15 protein-coding genes are annotated in these 15554 nt (G+C 70.2%); 8 read left to right on the top strand and 7 right to left on the bottom strand.

Annotation, left to right across the window (positions count from 1 at the left end):
- The first annotated feature begins 13 nt into the window (after positions 1–13).
- Positions 14–664: a hypothetical protein gene (locus tag KV100_RS01495; RefSeq protein ID WP_220341140.1), complete on the top strand. Its 651-nt coding sequence runs from the start codon at positions 14–16 to the stop codon at positions 662–664.
- 37 nt (positions 665–701) lie between these two features.
- Here the strand turns inward: KV100_RS01495 and KV100_RS01500 are convergent, their stop codons facing one another.
- Complete coding sequence (locus tag KV100_RS01500; RefSeq protein ID WP_220341141.1) at positions 702–2621, bottom strand: alpha-1,4-glucan--maltose-1-phosphate maltosyltransferase; 1920 nt, start codon at positions 2619–2621, stop codon at positions 702–704.
- Positions 2622–2653: 32 nt separating this feature from the next.
- On the bottom strand, positions 2654–4624 hold the full coding sequence (glgX, locus tag KV100_RS01505; RefSeq protein ID WP_220341142.1) for a glycogen debranching protein GlgX: 1971 nt from the start codon (positions 4622–4624) through the stop codon (positions 2654–2656).
- A gap of 142 nt (positions 4625–4766) precedes the next feature.
- On the opposite strand from glgX, the gene KV100_RS01510 reads away from it, so the two are divergent.
- From KV100_RS01510 to KV100_RS01525, 4 genes are all read left to right on the top strand, one after another.
- Positions 4767–5546: an enoyl-CoA hydratase/isomerase family protein gene (locus KV100_RS01510; protein WP_220341143.1), complete on the top strand. Its 780-nt coding sequence runs from the start codon at positions 4767–4769 to the stop codon at positions 5544–5546.
- 9 nt (positions 5547–5555) lie between these two features.
- Positions 5556–6506, top strand: coding sequence for a class I SAM-dependent methyltransferase (locus tag KV100_RS01515; RefSeq protein ID WP_220341144.1), 951 nt, complete (start codon positions 5556–5558; stop codon positions 6504–6506).
- A gap of 27 nt (positions 6507–6533) precedes the next feature.
- Entirely contained in the window at positions 6534–7235 is a 702-nt protein-coding gene (locus tag KV100_RS01520) for an acyltransferase (RefSeq protein WP_220341145.1), read from the top strand.
- 88 nt (positions 7236–7323) lie between these two features.
- Entirely contained in the window at positions 7324–7716 is a 393-nt protein-coding gene (locus tag KV100_RS01525) for a helix-turn-helix domain-containing protein (protein WP_220341146.1), read from the top strand.
- On the opposite strand, the gene KV100_RS01530 is transcribed toward KV100_RS01525, so the two are convergent.
- From KV100_RS01530 to KV100_RS01550, 5 genes are all read right to left on the bottom strand, one after another.
- Complete coding sequence (locus KV100_RS01530; RefSeq protein WP_220341147.1) at positions 7717–8331, bottom strand: ClpP family protease; 615 nt, start codon at positions 8329–8331, stop codon at positions 7717–7719.
- Positions 8328–8939 (bottom strand): ClpP family protease, encoded by a 612-nt coding sequence (locus KV100_RS01535; protein WP_220341148.1) that lies wholly within the window; start codon positions 8937–8939, stop codon positions 8328–8330. The genes KV100_RS01530 and KV100_RS01535 overlap by 4 nt, the downstream gene beginning before the upstream one ends.
- Positions 8940–9033: 94 nt before the next feature.
- Positions 9034–9780 (bottom strand): bifunctional 2-polyprenyl-6-hydroxyphenol methylase/3-demethylubiquinol 3-O-methyltransferase UbiG, encoded by a 747-nt coding sequence (locus KV100_RS01540; protein ID WP_301021585.1) that lies wholly within the window; start codon positions 9778–9780, stop codon positions 9034–9036.
- Between the two features lie 28 nt (positions 9781–9808).
- Positions 9809–10321 carry a DUF6069 family protein gene (locus KV100_RS01545; RefSeq protein WP_220341149.1) on the bottom strand — a complete coding sequence of 171 codons (513 nt, stop codon included), beginning with the start codon at positions 10319–10321 and terminating at the stop codon, positions 9809–9811.
- 30 nt (positions 10322–10351) lie between these two features.
- Positions 10352–11455, bottom strand: coding sequence for an AI-2E family transporter (locus KV100_RS01550; protein ID WP_220341150.1), 1104 nt, complete (start codon positions 11453–11455; stop codon positions 10352–10354).
- A 270-nt stretch (positions 11456–11725) separates the two neighbouring features.
- Between KV100_RS01550 and KV100_RS01555 the strand changes: the two genes are divergently transcribed.
- The 3 genes from KV100_RS01555 to KV100_RS01565 all read left to right on the top strand — a co-directional run bounded on the left by KV100_RS01555 (position 11726) and on the right by KV100_RS01565 (position 15409).
- Positions 11726–12505, top strand: a complete 780-nt coding sequence (locus KV100_RS01555; RefSeq protein WP_220341151.1) for an electron transfer flavoprotein subunit beta/FixA family protein — start codon at positions 11726–11728, stop codon at positions 12503–12505.
- Between the two features lie 13 nt (positions 12506–12518).
- Positions 12519–13475, top strand: a complete 957-nt coding sequence (locus tag KV100_RS01560) for an electron transfer flavoprotein subunit alpha/FixB family protein (protein ID WP_220341152.1) — start codon at positions 12519–12521, stop codon at positions 13473–13475.
- A 332-nt stretch (positions 13476–13807) separates the two neighbouring features.
- Positions 13808–15409: an ABC transporter substrate-binding protein gene (locus tag KV100_RS01565; protein ID WP_220341153.1), complete on the top strand. Its 1602-nt coding sequence runs from the start codon at positions 13808–13810 to the stop codon at positions 15407–15409.
- The last annotated feature ends 145 nt before the right edge of the window (positions 15410–15554 follow it).

Raw genomic sequence — 15554 nt, forward strand, 5'->3', positions numbered from 1 at the left:
CTAGGCTGTTCCCATGCTTCTGGCCGTGGTCGCCGCAGCCCTCACGGGAGTCGCCATCGGGGCGCTCATCGTGTGGTTGAGCGCACGCCAGGGCGCGCCCGAGCCGATCACCGGACGGCAGCTCACGCCGATCGCGCCCGAGCTCAAGAAGGCCGCGCTCGAGACGCGCGGCAACCGCCCGGTCGACGAGGTGACGCGCTCGGAGATCACCCGTCTGCTCGAGTCGGGCCGCAAGATGGAGGCGACCCGGCTCCTCCACGCCAGCGCCGACATGTCGCTGCTTCAGGCCAAGGCCCGCATCGAGGAGTGGTCCGACGCGGTCGAGCGTCGCCTGCTCGGCCAGGCATATGCCGACGCCGTCAACCTCGACCACGCCGAGATCGACGAGACGCTCGCGGGCGACCTGCGCGAGCTGCTCAGCCGGCGGTGGGGACGATGGCGCGCGCTCAAGGTGCTCCGGCGCCGGACGACGATGCGGCTCATCGACGCCATGCACTACCTCGACGCACTCCTCCGGACCCCCAGCGCCGCTCGGCTTCCCGTCGACGTCCCGGAGGCGGTCCCGTCGACGACCGAGCCGACCATCGTGGTGCAGCCGGCCCCGGTCGTGCAGCCGGCTCCGGTCGTACGGCCCGCCCCGGTCGAGCGTCCGCCCGGCGGCTGAGCGGGAGCCGAGCGGGAGCGACGACTCGGGGAGGTCCCTACCGCAGCACGGTCAGCACGTGCGCGACCTCGGCGTCACCGCCCAGCCGGACGTAGTTCTCCTCGGTCCAGTCGAACACCTCGCCGCTGAGCTCGTCGCGGACCGCGAAGCGCTCACCCCAGCCGATGCCGAGCGCCGGCAGGTCGAGGCGGACGATCGTCTCGTGGGCGGCGCCGGGGTCGAGGTTCGCGACGACGATCACGGCGTCGTCGCGGGTGTCGCCGAGGTGGCGGCGCGAGAAGCAGAGGATGTGCTCGGAGTCGTTCGGGTGCACGGCGAGCCGGTGCAGCTGCCGTAGTGCCGGGTGCCGGCGCCGTACATCGTTGAGCCTCGCCACGAACGGCGCCAGCGAGTCGGCGACGCCGTAGTCGCGGTGCTTGATCTCGTACTTCTCCGAGTCGAGGTATTCCTCCGAGCCTGGACGCAGCGCGGTGTGCTCGAGCAGCTCGTAGCCCGAGTACATCCCCCACGTCGGCGCACCTGTGGCCGCCAGCACGGCCCGCAGCCGGAACATCGCCGGATCGCCGGTCTGGAGGTGGACCGGGAGGATGTCGGGGGTGTTCACCCAGAACGCCGGGCGCATCACGTCGGCCTTGCGGCCCGTGACCTCCTCGAGGTAGGCGGTGAGCTCCTCCTTGGTCTCGCGCCAGGTGAAGTAGGTGTAGGACTGGTGGAACCCGATGGTCCCGAGGGCCCGCATCATCGCCGGACGGGTGAACGCCTCGGCGAGGAACACGACGTCGGGGTCGGTGCGACGGATCTCCGCGAGCAGCCGCTCCCAGAACGGGACCGGCTTGGTGTGCGGGTTGTCGACCCGGAAGATCCGGATCCCGTGGGACATCCAGTGCCGCACCACTCGCAGCACCTCCGCATGCAGTCCCTCGGGGTCGTTGTCGAAGTTGAGCGGATAGATGTCCTGGTACTTCTTCGGCGGGTTCTCGGCGTAGGCGATGGTGCCGTCGGCGCGGGTCGTGAACCACTCCGGGTGCGCGGCCACCCACGGGTGGTCAGGAGCGCACTGGAGCGCGAGGTCGAGCGCCACCTCCATGCCGCGGTCACGCGTCGCGGCCACGAAGGCGTCGAGGTCCTCAAGGGTGCCGAGCTCGGGGTGGATCGCGTCGTGGCCGCCCTCCGCGGCACCGATCGCCCACGGCGACCCGGGATCGCCCGGCTCGGCGTGGAGCGAGTTGTTGCGCCCCTTGCGGTTGACCCGCCCGATCGGGTGGATCGGCGGCAGGTAGACGACGTCGAACCCCATCGCCGCCACCCGGTCGAGCTGGTCGATCGCCGGCCGCAGACCCCCGAACGATCGGGGGAACAGCTCGTACCAGGCGCCCGCGAGGGCCCGCTCGCGGTCGGCGAAGACGGGGTACGGTCCGGTGCTGCCGACGAGGTCCCGCAACGGGAACCGGCTCATGATGCCGAGGATCTCCGGCGTCCTCGCCGCGTCGACCCGCTCGGCGGCGTCGAGGCTCGGGTCACGGAGGACCTTCGCCGCCTTGCGAAGCGCCGCTCGTTCCGCCGTCCGGTCGCGGGGGAGCGTCGTCGCCGCGCGCTCCAGCACGACCGCTCCTTCGATGGGCATCAGCTCTCTGTCCACGTCCGCGGCGACCTTTACCGGGGCGTCGTGCAGCCACGTGCCGAACGGGTCGGACCAGGTCTCGATCCGGAACGTCCACGGTCCGACCTCGTCCAGGGTCACCCACAGCTCGTGGTGGTCGTTGTCGAGGTGCGGCAGTGGGAGCAGGGGCCGGTCGCGTCCGTCCGGGCCGGCGAGCACCACCCCCGCGCCGAGGGCGTCGTGGCCCTCACGGAAGATCCGGGCACGGATCGGGAACGGTTCCCCCACGGCGGCCTTCGCGGCGTAGGCGCCATTCTCGACGACAGGGCACACGTCCATCACGGGGATGCGCAACATGGGCCCGACGCTATCCGACGCGACGCGGCCCCTCAGGAGGCGATCAGCAGCACCATGCTGTGCGCGGCGACCGGCACCGCGGCACCAGGACCGTAGGACGTGGCGTGGTCGAGATCGGCGGTGTCGAGCGCCACGGCGTACGTCTGCTCCCACGCGCCGTCGGGGAGCGCCCACTCCTGCGGCTCGTCTCCGGCGTTGAGCAGCACGACCGCGCACGCCGCGTCGGCGCCGCCGTCGAGCGCCATCCCGATCGTGCGGAGGCCTTCGTCGTGCCAGTCGTCGGGGGCCCACGGCCGCCCGTCGGGGTGGAGCCAGCGAAGGTCCTCGCGGCCGGTCTCGTCCGACACCTCGCCGGTGAAGAAGCGGGTGGTCCGGAGCGCCGGGTGCTCGGCCCGCAGCGTCGTCACCCGCGAGACCACCTCGCGGACGTGCTCCCAGCCGACCTCCGGCACCGGCGGCAGCCAGGTGGTGGGGGAGTCGTGGCAGTACGCGTTGTTGTTGCCGCCCTGGGTCTGACCGAGCTCGTCGCCCGCGCGCAGCATCGGCACGCCGGCTGCGACCAGCGTGGTCGCCACGAGGTTCGCCGACTGGCGTCGCCGTAGCGTCAGGACGTCGACGTCGACGTCGTCGGTCTCGCCCTCGACGCCGCAGTTCCACGAGCGGTTGTCGGAGTGCCCGTCGCGGTTGTCCTCGCCGTTGGCCTCGTTGTGCTTGTCGTCGTACGAGACGAGGTCGCGCAGCGAGAACCCGTCGTGCGCCGTGACGAAGCTCACCGACGCCTGCGGTGGCCGTCCGCTCGGTGCGAAGACCTCCGACGACCCGGCGAGGCGGGTCGCGATCCCGGCGACGCCGCCGCCGTGCCCGCGCCAGAAGTCGCGCACGTCGTCCCGGAAGCCGTCGTTCCACTCGCTCCAGCCCTGGGGATACCCCCCGACCAGGTAGCCGTCCATGCTCGCGTCCCACGGCTCGGCCACCAGCTTGACGTCGCGCAGCACCGGGTCGCGGCCGATCGCGGCGATCAGCGACTCGGCGAGGGTGACCCGACCAGCCTCGTCGCGGGCGAGGGCCGAGGCGAGGTCGAAGCGGAACCCGTCCACGTGCATCTCGCGGACCCAGTAGCGCAGCGACTCGAGGATGAGCTCCGACCCGGGCCCGGAGTCGGACCGCACCGTGTTGCCGCAGCCGGTCACGTCGAAGTAGTGGCCGTCGGAGTGCCGGTAGTAGCCGTCGTCGTCGAGGGCACGGAGATGGATCGTCGGCCCGCCGTCGCCGCCCTCGCCGGTGTGGTTGTAGACGACGTCGAGGATCACCTCGAGGTTGCGGGCGTGCAGCGCCCGCACCATCTCCTTGAACTCGCGCACCGGATCGTCGGACGCGGCGTACGGGGCGTGGGGCGCGAGGAACGAGACGCTGTTGTAGCCCCAGTAGTTGACGAGCCCGCGGTCGGCAACGGTCGGCTCGGTGACGAAGTGGTGGATCGGCAGCAGCTCGACCGCGGTGACACCGAGCGCGACGAGACGGTCCAGGGTCGCGGGGTGCGCGAGACCCGCGTAGGTGCCGCGCAGCTCCTCCGGCACGTCGGGGTCCTGCTTGGTGAGGCCCCGCACGTGCGCCTCGTAGATGACCGTGCGGTCCCAGGGCGTGCGCGGTGCGCTGTCGCCCGACCAGTCGAACGCCGTCTCGGCCACGTACGCCCGCAACCGGGAGGCGTTGCCGTCCAGCCCGCCGCGGACGTGCATGGCGTACGGGTCGAGGACCCGGGTGCCGTCGACCTCGAAGGCGTACTCCTGCCCGGGACCGGTGCCACGCACCTCGAGGTGCCACACCGACCCGGTCCGGGACTCCAGCTCGTACGTCCCCACCTCCGGGAGGTGGAGCCGCACGCGGCGGGCCTGCGGTGCGTGCACCGCGAAGTTGGTGCCGCCGACGACGGGCCGGGCGCCGAGGGGGTGGCAGCTCCCCGCCACGCTCGGGTGACGCTCGTACGCCCAGGTCTCGGCCATGAGCCCCATCATGCGGTACGACCACCACGCGCTCGGCCCCGCATCCGTAGCGTTCGCTACCCTCGGAGCCACGGCGGACGTCGACAGCAGCACTGTCACGACGCTCCGCCGGACCCGGCATCCCACAAGAGAGGCAGCGCGCATGGGCGAGCTCGTCAGGCTCGAGGTTTCGGACGGCGTCGGCACGATCCGGCTCGACCGGCCGAAGATGAACGCGATCAGCGCGCAGCTCCAGACCGAGCTCGCGGAGTGCGCCGTCGAGGCCTCCGCGCGCGACGACGTCGCCGCGGTCGTCGTCTACGGCGGAGAGCGCGTCTTCGCCGCGGGTGCGGACATCAAGGAGATGGCCGACCTCACCTATCCGCAGATGAACGTGCGTGCCCAGCAGCTCCAGGCGTCGCTCAACGCCGTGGCGGCGATCCCCAAGCCGACGGTGTCCGCGATCACCGGCTACGCCCTCGGCGGTGGCTGCGAGCTGGCGATGTGCACCGACGTCCGCTTCGCCGCCGACAACGCCAAGCTCGGCCAGCCCGAGATCCTCCTCGGCATCGTCCCCGGCGCCGGCGGCACCCAGCGCCTGCCGCGACTCGTCGGCCCCGCGAAGGCGAAGGACCTCATGTTCACCGGCCGGCAGGTCGACGCCGCGGAGGCGCTCGCCATCGGGCTCGTCGACCGCGTGCTTCCCGCCGCGTCGGTCTACGAGGAGGCCGTCGCGTGGGCCCGCCAGTTCGTCGGCGGCGCGTCCCTCGCGCTGCGGGCGGTCAAGGAGGCCGTCGACCGCGGTCTCGAGGTCGACCTGGTGACCGGGCTCGAGATCGAGCGCCACGCCTTCGCGGCCCTGTTCGCGACCGAGGACCAGAAGACCGGCATGCGGTCGTTCATCGAGAACGGGCCTGGCAAGGCCACCTTCGAAGGAAAGTAAGCAGCAAGCATGAGCACGATCGCCACCCCCAACCCCCACGCCAGCGCCGACGAGGTGGAGGCCGCCTGGTCCGACACCAAGCTCGCCCAGGTGCTCTACCACGACTGGGAGGCGCAGACCTACGACGAGAAGTGGTCGATCTCGTTCGACGAGCGCTGCATCTCCTACGCCCGGGAGCGCTTCGTCGCCGTCGCCGGCGAGGGAGACTGGCCGTACGGACGCAGTCTCGAGATCGGTGCGGGCACCGGCTTCTTCACCCTCAACCTGATGCTCGCCGGCGTGGTCGACAAGGGCACGGTCACCGACATCTCCCCGGGGATGGTCCAGGTCGCCCAGCGCAACGCCGAGGGCCTCGGCCTCTCGCTGGACGGGCAGGCCGCCGACGCCGAGGAGCTGCCGTACCCCGACGAGTCCTTCGACCTCGTCATCGGCCACGCCGTCATCCACCACATCCCCGACGTCGAGAAGGCGTTCCGAGAGATGCTGCGCGTGCTCCGTCCGGGCGGACGGATCGTGATCTGCGGCGAGCCGACCACGCGTGGCGACTTCGTGGCCCGCCGCCTGTCGCGCCTGACCTGGTGGGCGGCGACCCGCGCGACCCGGCTGGGTCCGCTGCGCGACTGGGCGCGTCCGGCCGAGGAGCTCGACGAGTCCTCGCGTGCGGCCGCGCTGGAGGCCGTGGTCGACCTGCACACGTTCGAGCCCGCCGACCTGGAGCGTCTGGTGCTGCGCGCGGGCGGGGTCGACGTCCGTACGCAGACCGAGGAGCTGACTGCCTCCTGGTTCGGGTGGCCGGTACGCACCTTCGAGGCCGCGGTCCCCGAGGACAAGCTCGGCCCGCGCTGGCGGATGTTCGCCTACCGCTCGTGGGTGCGGTTGTCCGCGCTCGACAAGGCGCTCGCGCCGGTCGTGCCCAAGGGCCTCTACTACAACGTCTCGGTGGCAGCGACCAAGCCGTGACCCGCCTTCGATGACGCCCGTCGGCTGATGCCCGCTCCGCAGCCCGCACGCTTCCTCACCCTGGACTCGCTCCGCTGGGTGAGGCGCCACCGCGCGTGGACGTGGTATCACCTGGTCCGCTACTGGCGGCTCTGGAGGTTCAAGCGGCGCTATCCCCACGTGGTCACGGAGGGGATGGTGTTCCTCGGCAAGGACGTCGTCGTCGAGGACCACCCCCCGTACGGCCGGGTGGTCCTCGGTGCGTTCGTGCACCTCGGCGACCGGACGGCGCTGCGCGCGCACAACGGGACGCTCCGGCTGGGCGACAAGGTCGTGATGGGGTCGGACAACACCGTCAACGCCCACCTCGACATCGAGATCGGTGCGTCGACGATCATCTCCGACTGGACCTACATCTGCGACTTCGACCACGTGACGCTCGACCTGGCCGTGCCGATCAAGGACCAGGGTCTGGTCGTGTCACCCGTCCGTATCGGCCCCGACTCCTGGATCGGGGTCAAGGCGACGGTCCTCCGCGGGACGCGTACCGGCCGTGGCGTCGTGCTCGCGGCCCACACGGTCGCACGCGGCGAGTACCCCGACTTCGCGATCGTCGCCGGGCTCCCGGGCCGCGTGGTCAAGAGCCGCCGCGACGACCTGGCTGAGTGGGCCGAGATCCAGCGCTACACCGCCGAGGTCGCCGACGAGCAGGCCGAGGCTCGCGACCAGCGCGACGGACCCGCCGTCTGACCGGGACATCGTCGTCGCGAGGGGGATGGCGTTCTGCGGAGAGCGGAACGCCGGTCACGACCGCGGCGCGGCGCCCTAGCATCGGGACATGGGCGATCTGATCCGCTTCCCGGCGCCGCACGAGCCGGCAGCCGAGCCTGCCACCCGGCCGCAGCCGCCGCGTCCGCTGCGTCGTCCGAGTGTCCCTGCCGAGCCCGAGCCGCTCTGGCGGGAGGTCCTGGGCGAGCGGATGCGGCAGCGTCGTGCGGCGCTCGGCCTCCGTCTCGTCGACGTCGCCGACCTCGCCGGCATCTCCGTGCAATACCTGTCCGAGGTCGAGCGTGGCCGCAAGGAGCCGTCGAGCGAGATCATCGCCGCGGTCGCCGGTGCGCTGGAGACCTCGCTGCGCGAGCTCACCGGCGTCGTCCACCACGACCTCGCGTCGCGTGTGATCAGCTCGTCGACGAGCCGCGGCCCGAAGGCGATGGCCGGGGTCGCCTGATCACGAGGCGTACGCCGCGGGCGGGAGCACCGCCTGCTCCATGACCGCGTCGACGAGGCCGTACTCCCGCGCCGCTGTCGCCGAGAACACCCGGTCACGGTCGGTGTCGTGCCTCAGGGTCTCCACGCTCTGTCCGGTGTGCGCGGACAGGATCGCCTCCATCTCGTTGCGCACCCGGACCACCTCGTCGGCCTGGAGGATGAGGTCCGGGATCGTCCCCTGGCCGCGCGCTGCAGGCTGGTGGAGCACGAAGCGTGCGTGCGGGAGGCTCGCGCGACGCCCCGGCGCACCACCGGCGACCAGGGCTGCGCCGGCCGCGATCGCCTGCCCGACGCAGACGGTCGCGATCGGGGAACGGATGTGCTGCATCGTGTCGTAGACGGCCAGCATCGCGGTCTCGTCGCCACCCTCGCAGTTGACGTAGAGGCTGATCTCCGCGTCGGGGTTGTCGGCCTCGAGGTGCAGCAGCTGCGCGATGAGGGCGTTGGCGACACCGGCGTCGATCGCGGTCCCGAGATAGACGATGCGCTCGGTCAGCAGGTGGGAGTAGACGTCCATGATCCGCTCGCCGCGCGGGTGCTGGGCGATCACGTTGGGGATCGTGTACTGGCTCATCGCGTCACCCCGATCCCGACCGTGCGCCGACGAGCGGGCATGACCTGGTCGAAGCGATCGACGACGTGGTCCACGAAGCCGTACGCCAGCGCCTCGGGTGCGGTGTACCAGCGGTCGTGGAGGGAGTCCTCGAAGATCTGCTCGAACGGCTGACCGGTGTCCTCGGCGATGAGGGCGAGGACGGTGTCACGGGTGTGGCGGAGATCGTCGGCCTGGACCTCGATCTCCACCGCGCTGCCACCGATCCCCGCTGATCCCTGGTGCATCAGGACCCGAGCGTGGGCGAGCGCGTGCCGCTTGCCCGGCGTCCCGGCAGAGAGCAGGAACTGCCCGGCGCTGCAGGCGAGGCCGAGGGCGAGCGTCGAGACGTCGCACGGCACGAGCCGCATGACGTCTCGCAGTGCGAGCATCGCCGGCACGGACCCGCCGGGGGAGTGGATCCACAGGGCGATGTCGGCGACGGCGTCGTCGGCGGCCAGCGTGAGGATCTGGGTCGTGAGCAGCGTCCCGTTGTCGTCGTCGAGGACGCCGTCGAGCACGAGGATGCGCTGGCCGAGCAGCTGTTGTCGCGTCGCGGCGTCGAAGAGGGGTGTTCTGGTGTCGGTCATGGACCTACGGTGCGCCGCGAGGGTCCTGCCGATCCAGTGCTTCGTCCGAGAGCGGATCTGCCCTCGGCAGCACGACCGGGACCGTGCCGGAGCGTCAGTCGCGGACCGCGGTGACCACGAGGTCGAGCGAGGCCGCGAGGTCCGCGTCGTCGCCCTCGCGCAGCACGAAGTCGTCGGTGCGCACCGAGCGGACGACCTCGGCGACCGCTGTCGGCCACTCCTCGTACGGCGTGGCGATCTGGGCATCGACCAGGGACCCGTGGTCCTGCTCCCACGCGGCGACGCGGGGCCCGTGGTGGAGGCCGACGAGCGAGGTGACGGTCGCGTGCCGGGCCACGAGGTCGCGCAGCTCGCCGGGCTCGAGCTCCTTCGGGTGGTAGATGTTGCCCGGCGGGAACGTCAGCGTGTTGGGGGTGCTGACGACGAGCACACCACCCGGACGCAGCACGCGCACGCACTCGGCGACGAACCCGTCCTGGTCCCAGAGGTGCTCGATGGTCTGCAGACTGACGACGACGTCGAACGAGGCGTCGGCGTAGGGGAGGGCGACGAGGTTGCCGCGCACCACCGGCACGTCGGGGTAGGCCGTGCGGACGTGACCGGTCGCGTACTCGTCGTAGTCGAGCGCGAACAGCGAGCCCGCCGCGCGGCTCAGGAGGTCGGCGCCGTACCCCTCGCCGCAGCCGGCCTCGAGCACGCGGGCGCTGCGGACGCGATCACGCAGGGACTCGTACACGACCTCGTGGCGACGGAACCAGTAGTTCTCGTGCCAGATCCCCGGCACGGTGCGCTCACCGGTGATCACCATCTGAGGTCTCGTGTCGTCGTCCTCGCTGCTCACGTCCGCAGCGTACGGGTCAGGTCCCCGCTCAGTAGGCGGGAGGGGCGACCGTCACGGCGCGATCAGCGGTGCTCGAGACGAGGCTCGCGATCACCACCACGATCAGCACACCGACCACCGCGCTGGCGACCTGCTCGCTGGTCTCGACGTTGATGGTGAATGGCAGTACGCCGGCGATCACACCCACCAGCACCATGATCCACCCGAAGAACAGCCGGGGCCGCGGCGTCGCCAGGACGAGGAGGTGCATCAGCGCCGTGGCGAGCAGGGCACCGCCCGCCGCGACCAGGGCAAAGGGGATCGTGGACACGACGTCCCACCGTCCCCCGCCCGACGGCACGAGCACCGCGATGTCGAACACCCCTCGGAAGACGAGGAGACCCACCACGGCGGCCAGGCCGGCCACCACCGCGGTGGCGACCCCGCCGGCCCAGAGCCTGCCCGTGTTCACCGTCAGGCCGCTGGGTGTCTCGGAGTCGGCGTCCGCAGCGGGCTGGGGCACTCGGCGGGGATCGTTCTGGGGTGGCTGCTGGTAGGACATCATTCCTCCTGGTACGGGGTCTCCGTCACGCTACCGGTGATCCGCCCCGCGCCGCCGATCTCGTGCCCCTGATCTCGCGTCGCCGCCACCGGCGTCCGCGACCTCGCGCCCGGCGAGGAACGGCGACAGCCATCGCGTCTCGGGATCACGGTCGACCAGGAGCTTCTTGACCAGCAGGGTGGCCGGGATCGCGAGGATCGCCCCCCACGCGCCGAGGACGAGCGTCCAGAAGATCAGCGAGAGCATGCTCAGGGTCGCCGACAGGCCCACCGAGTCGCCCACGATCTTGGGCTGGATGACCGACTGCACGACGCCGTTGATCACGCAGTATCCGACCACCACCCAGAACGCGGTCTCCCAGCCCGAGTCGAGCAGCGCCAGCATCGCCGGCGGCACGAGGCCCAGCACGAAGCCGATGTTGGGGATGTAGCCGGTGATGAGCGACAGCACGCCCCACAGGATCGGCTCGGGCACCCCCAGGGCGTAGAGCAGGATCACGTTGCCGATGGCGACGATCAGCCCGAACACGGTCGCGACGACGAAGTAGCGCCGTGTCCCGGTGGCGAAGTCGGCCAGCGCCTCGAGGGTCGCCCGGTGGCGCTCGGGGACCTGGGTGGAGAGACGCGGGAAGATGCCGCCGTCGAGGGCCATGAACAGCAGGAGGATCAGGATGAGCAGCACGTTGCCGGTCACCGAGGTGGCGCTGGAGACCGCGTCCGCGACGTACGGCGCGACGCTCTTGATGTCGACGCTGGAGAAGATCTGGTTGAGCTCTCCCTGACCGATGCCGAAGCTGTCGAGCGCCTTCTTGATGTCGGCCACCCAGCGGTCGAACTCGTCCTCGTACGAGCCGACGAGCTGCACGAAGCGCGCCCCGGACAGGACGAGGGTCACGGCGAGGACGACGAGGATCGCGTAGACGGTGACGACGCAGGTCACGGTCCCGACCCAGCGAGGAAGTCCCCAGCGGGTGAGGACTCCGCGCAGCGGGTGGACGGTGACGGTGAGGCACACCGCGAGGAAGGTGGGGCCTGCGATCCCCTGGATCCTCATGACTCCGGCGACGACGACCACGAAGGCCGCCGTCCCGACCAGGATGGTCAGCGTCCTTGGCAGTGCCCTAGGCTCGGACATGTGGCTCAGTGTCGCAGCGTGCCGCGCTGACGACCTCTCGAAGTCCCCCCGGCTACGGGCCACCGCTGCGGGAAGCCGGAGGGTCGCAGGGTCCGTGGTGTGACCCACGCCACCCGTGACGAAGTCGTCATAAAGGTTACCTGTCGGTAACCTGGGGGTGCCGTGGTCGTAGCGCGACCAGGCACGCAGTCGCCCGCGGCTGCAACGACGCGCGTCCCGTGCGAGCGCCGTGTCCAAGAAGTCGACTCCACAGGAGGGGCCGAGCAGGCCATGAACATCGTCGTCTGTGTGAAGTACGTACCGGACGCTACGGCGGACCGGTCCTTTGACTCGTCGGACAGCACCGTCGACCGTGAGGGCGTCGACGGCCTCCTCTCGGAGCTCGACGAGTACGCCGTGGAGCAGGCGCTCCTGGCTGCGGAGGAGAGCGACGGCGAGGTGACCGTCCTGACGGTCGGCCCGGCCGACGCCGCCGACGCCGTCCGCAAGGCACTCCAGATGGGCGCCGACAAGGGCGTCCACGTCGAGGACGACGACATCGCCGGCTCGGACGCCGCGGCGACGTCGCTCATCATCGCCAAGGCCCTGGGCACTCTCGAGTACGACCTCGTGTTCTTCGGCATGAGCTCGACCGACGGCACCATGGGCGTCGTCCCCACCATGGTCGCCGAGCGACTTGGTCTCCCGGCCGTCACCTACGGCTCCGAGATCAGCGTCGACGGCTCGACGGTGACCGTCCGCCGCGACGGCGACGTCGCGACCGAGACCATCACCGCGACCGCTCCGGCGGTCGTGTCGGTGACCGACCAGTCCGGTGAGCCTCGCTACCCGTCGTTCAAGGGCATCATGGCGGCCAAGAAGAAGCCGGTCGAGGAGCTCACCCTCTCCGACCTCGGCATCGATCCGTCCGAGGTCGGCCTCGACGCCGCCTGGACCAAGGTCCTCTCGTTCGCGCCGCGCCCGCCCCGCAGCGCCGGCGAGATCGTCACCGACGAGGGAGACGGCGGCGTCAAGCTGGCCGAGTTCCTCGCGTCGAAGAAGTTCGTGTGAGGAGCAGCGACAGATGAGTGAGATTTTCGTTCTGGTCGACCACGTCGACGGCACCGTCCGCAAGACCACCGGTGAGCTCCTGACGCTGGCGCGTCGTCTCGGCACCCCGTCGGCCGTGTTCATCGGATCCGGCGCGGACGCCGCGCAGGCCTACCTCGCCCAGTACGGCGCAGAGAAGGTCTACGTCCTCGACGCCCCCGAGCTCACCGAGTACCTCGTGGCCCCCAAGGCCGAGGCCCTCGCCGAGCTCGTCTCGAGCAAGCAGCCGGCCGCCGTCCTCGTCTCGAGCTCGGCGGAGGGCAAGGAGATCGCGGGCCGCCTCTCGATCAAGACGCAGTCCGGTCTGATCACCGACGCGGTCGACGTACGCGCGGCCGGTGACGGCGTGGAGACGACGCAGTCGGTCTTCGCCGGCAACTTCACCGTCGAGGCGACCGTCACCACGGGCACCCCGATCGTCGCGGTCAAGCCGAACTCCGTCACCCCGGAGCAGTCGTCCGCAGCCGCCACCCTCGAGCCGGTGTCCGTCACTGTGTCCGACGTGGCCAAGGGCGCTCGGATCACCGACTCCAAGCCTCGCGAGGCCACCGGTCGTCCCGAGCTGACCGAGGCGGCCATCGTCGTCTCCGGCGGCCGTGGCACCGGCGGCGACTTCTCGCAGGTCGAGGCGTTCGCCGACTCGCTGGGTGCCGCAGTCGGCGCCTCGCGCGCGGCGGTCGACTCGGGCTGGTACCCGCACAGCTTCCAGGTCGGTCAGACGGGCAAGACTGTCTCGCCGCAGCTGTACGTCGCCAACGGCATCTCCGGAGCGATCCAGCACCGCGCCGGCATGCAGACCTCCAAGACGATCGTCGCCGTCAACAAGGACGAGGAGGCGCCCATCTTCGAGCTGGTCGACTTCGGCGTCGTCGGCGACCTCAAGGAGGTCCTCCCACAGGCGACCGACGAGGTCAACAAGCGCAAGGGCTGACCCAGCACCAGGTCCGTACGACCCCAGGCCGCCACGTCCCCCGAACCGGGAGGCGTGGCGGTCTTGCTGTGCTCGAAACCTCGCTCTGCGTCCCGCAAGGCCCGCGAAGGCACATCAGGGCCCCTCTGCGCACCTCAATTTCGGGGATCTGATAATACTGTGGTCACGATCAAGGAGCCTGGCGGTTGTAACACTTCGATAAGTGTCTGGCTCCCGACCTGTTCTGGTCGAAGATCCCGAGCAACGATGGGTCCGCGGAAAGTTTTCTGCGCGTTCCCACACACAACAGGAGGATTCCCATGCGACTCTCCCGGCGTACTCGCCTTGGAGGCGTGGCGCTGCTCGCAGCCATCGGACTGACACTGTCCGGCTGCGGCGGCGACGGGGGAGATGAGGGCAACGGTTCGAGCGATTCGACCGACGCCGTCATCACCGCTCGTTCGACCGAGCCTCAGAACCCGCTGGTTCCGCAGGCGACCAACGAGGTCGGCGGCGGCAACGTCATCGATCTGCTCTATGCGGGCCTCATCACGTACAAGGAAGACGGCTCGCAGGAGCTCGAGGTCGCTGAGTCGATCACCTCTGACGACAACAAGACCTGGACGATCAAGCTCAAGGACTGGAAGTTCAGCGACGGCACCGCCGTCACCGCGAAGTCCTTCGTCGACGCCTGGAACTACGGCGCCGGCCCCGGGGGCAAGAACGCGCAGAACGCCTCGTACTTCTACTACCCGATCGAGGGCACGACCGCCGAGGGCACCCTCGACAAGAACGCCCAGACGATCTCGGGTCTGAAGGTCGTCGACGACAAGACCTTCACGATCACGCTGAAGCAGCCGGAGTCCGACTTCCCGCTGCGTCTCGGCTACTCGGCCTACTACCCGCTGCCTGAGTCGGCCTTCGCCGACATCAAGGCGTACGGCGAGAAGCCGGTCGGCAACGGCCCGTACAAGCTCGAGGCCTGGGAGAACAACAAGGAGATCCGTCTCGTCCCGAACGGCGAGTACGACGGCGCCCGCAAGGCCCAGAACGGCGGCGTGACCTTCGTGGTCTACACCGACACCGAGGCCGCCTACACCGACCTCCAGTCGGGCAACCTCGACGTCCTGGACACCGTCCCGGACAGCGCGCTGGCGACCTTCGCCGACGACTCGGCCATCCAGCCCATCGAGGCACCCGGCTCGGTCAACGGTTCGTTCCAGTTCCCGGTCGACCTCCCCGGCTTCACCGGTGAGGCCGGCAAGCTTCGCCGTCAGGCCGTCTCGATGGCCCTGAACCGCGAGGAGCTCACCGAGAAGCTGTTCTTCGGCACCCGCACCCCGGCGCTCGACTTCAGCGCGCCGCCGATGCCGGGCTGGACCGACGAGATCCCCGGCAACGAGGTTCTCGAGTTCAACGCCGACGAGGCCAAGAAGCGCTGGGCCGAGGCCGAGAAGATCGAGCCTTGGGGCAACAAGAAGCTGCTGATCGCCACCAACACCGATGGCGCCGGCAACAAGGCATCGGTCGACGCGATGGCCAACCAGATCAAGAACACGCTGGGCATCAACGCTGAGCCGAAGTACTACGCCACGTTCGACGAGTTCCTCGACGACCGTGACAACAACAAGACCGGTGCGCTGTTCCGCGCCGGCTGGCAGCCCGACTACCCGTCGATCTCGAACTACCTCGGCCCGATCTACGGCACCGGGGCGGCCTCGAACGACGCGCGTTGGTCCAACAAGGAGTTCGACGCCCTCATCGCCAAGGCGGCCGGCGCGGAGAACGACGAGGATCGCTACCAGGCGTTCGTCGACGCGCAGGCCATCCTCATGGAGGAGCTGCCGGGTCTGTCGATGTGGTACACCGATGCCACTGGCGCCGCTGCCAAGGGCGTCAAGAACGTCAAGTTCAACTGGCAGGGTGTTCCGATCTACCAGAACATCACAAAGTAGTCGCACCACCACCGCATGCGGGGCGCGCGGGGGTCAGCTCACCAGCTGCCCCCCGCGCGGCCTGCGCGGGTCCCCGGTGCCTACCGGCGCCGACGGGCCCTGAAACCATCTCTCTCCTCTCGGAGAGACCATCCCGTAGGAGGCC

It is taken from the genome of Mumia sp. zg.B21 (assembly GCF_019550855.1).
GTDB lineage: Bacteria > Actinomycetota > Actinomycetes > Propionibacteriales > Nocardioidaceae > Mumia.

Coding starts and splice junctions, on each gene's coding strand:
- KV100_RS01495 (WP_220341140.1), top strand. CDS start 14: ATGCTTCTGGCCGTGGTCGCCGCAGCCCTCACGGGAGTCGCCATCGGG.
- KV100_RS01500 (WP_220341141.1), bottom strand. CDS start 2,621: ATGTTGCGCATCCCCGTGATGGACGTGTGCCCTGTCGTCGAGAATGGC.
- glgX (WP_220341142.1), bottom strand. CDS start 4,624: ATGGCCGAGACCTGGGCGTACGAGCGTCACCCGAGCGTGGCGGGGAGC.
- KV100_RS01510 (WP_220341143.1), top strand. CDS start 4,767: ATGGGCGAGCTCGTCAGGCTCGAGGTTTCGGACGGCGTCGGCACGATC.
- KV100_RS01515 (WP_220341144.1), top strand. CDS start 5,556: ATGAGCACGATCGCCACCCCCAACCCCCACGCCAGCGCCGACGAGGTG.
- KV100_RS01520 (WP_220341145.1), top strand. CDS start 6,534: ATGCCCGCTCCGCAGCCCGCACGCTTCCTCACCCTGGACTCGCTCCGC.
- KV100_RS01525 (WP_220341146.1), top strand. CDS start 7,324: ATGGGCGATCTGATCCGCTTCCCGGCGCCGCACGAGCCGGCAGCCGAG.
- KV100_RS01530 (WP_220341147.1), bottom strand. CDS start 8,331: ATGAGCCAGTACACGATCCCCAACGTGATCGCCCAGCACCCGCGCGGC.
- KV100_RS01535 (WP_220341148.1), bottom strand. CDS start 8,939: ATGACCGACACCAGAACACCCCTCTTCGACGCCGCGACGCGACAACAG.
- KV100_RS01545 (WP_220341149.1), bottom strand. CDS start 10,321: ATGTCCTACCAGCAGCCACCCCAGAACGATCCCCGCCGAGTGCCCCAG.
- KV100_RS01550 (WP_220341150.1), bottom strand. CDS start 11,455: ATGTCCGAGCCTAGGGCACTGCCAAGGACGCTGACCATCCTGGTCGGG.
- KV100_RS01555 (WP_220341151.1), top strand. CDS start 11,726: ATGAACATCGTCGTCTGTGTGAAGTACGTACCGGACGCTACGGCGGAC.
- KV100_RS01560 (WP_220341152.1), top strand. CDS start 12,519: ATGAGTGAGATTTTCGTTCTGGTCGACCACGTCGACGGCACCGTCCGC.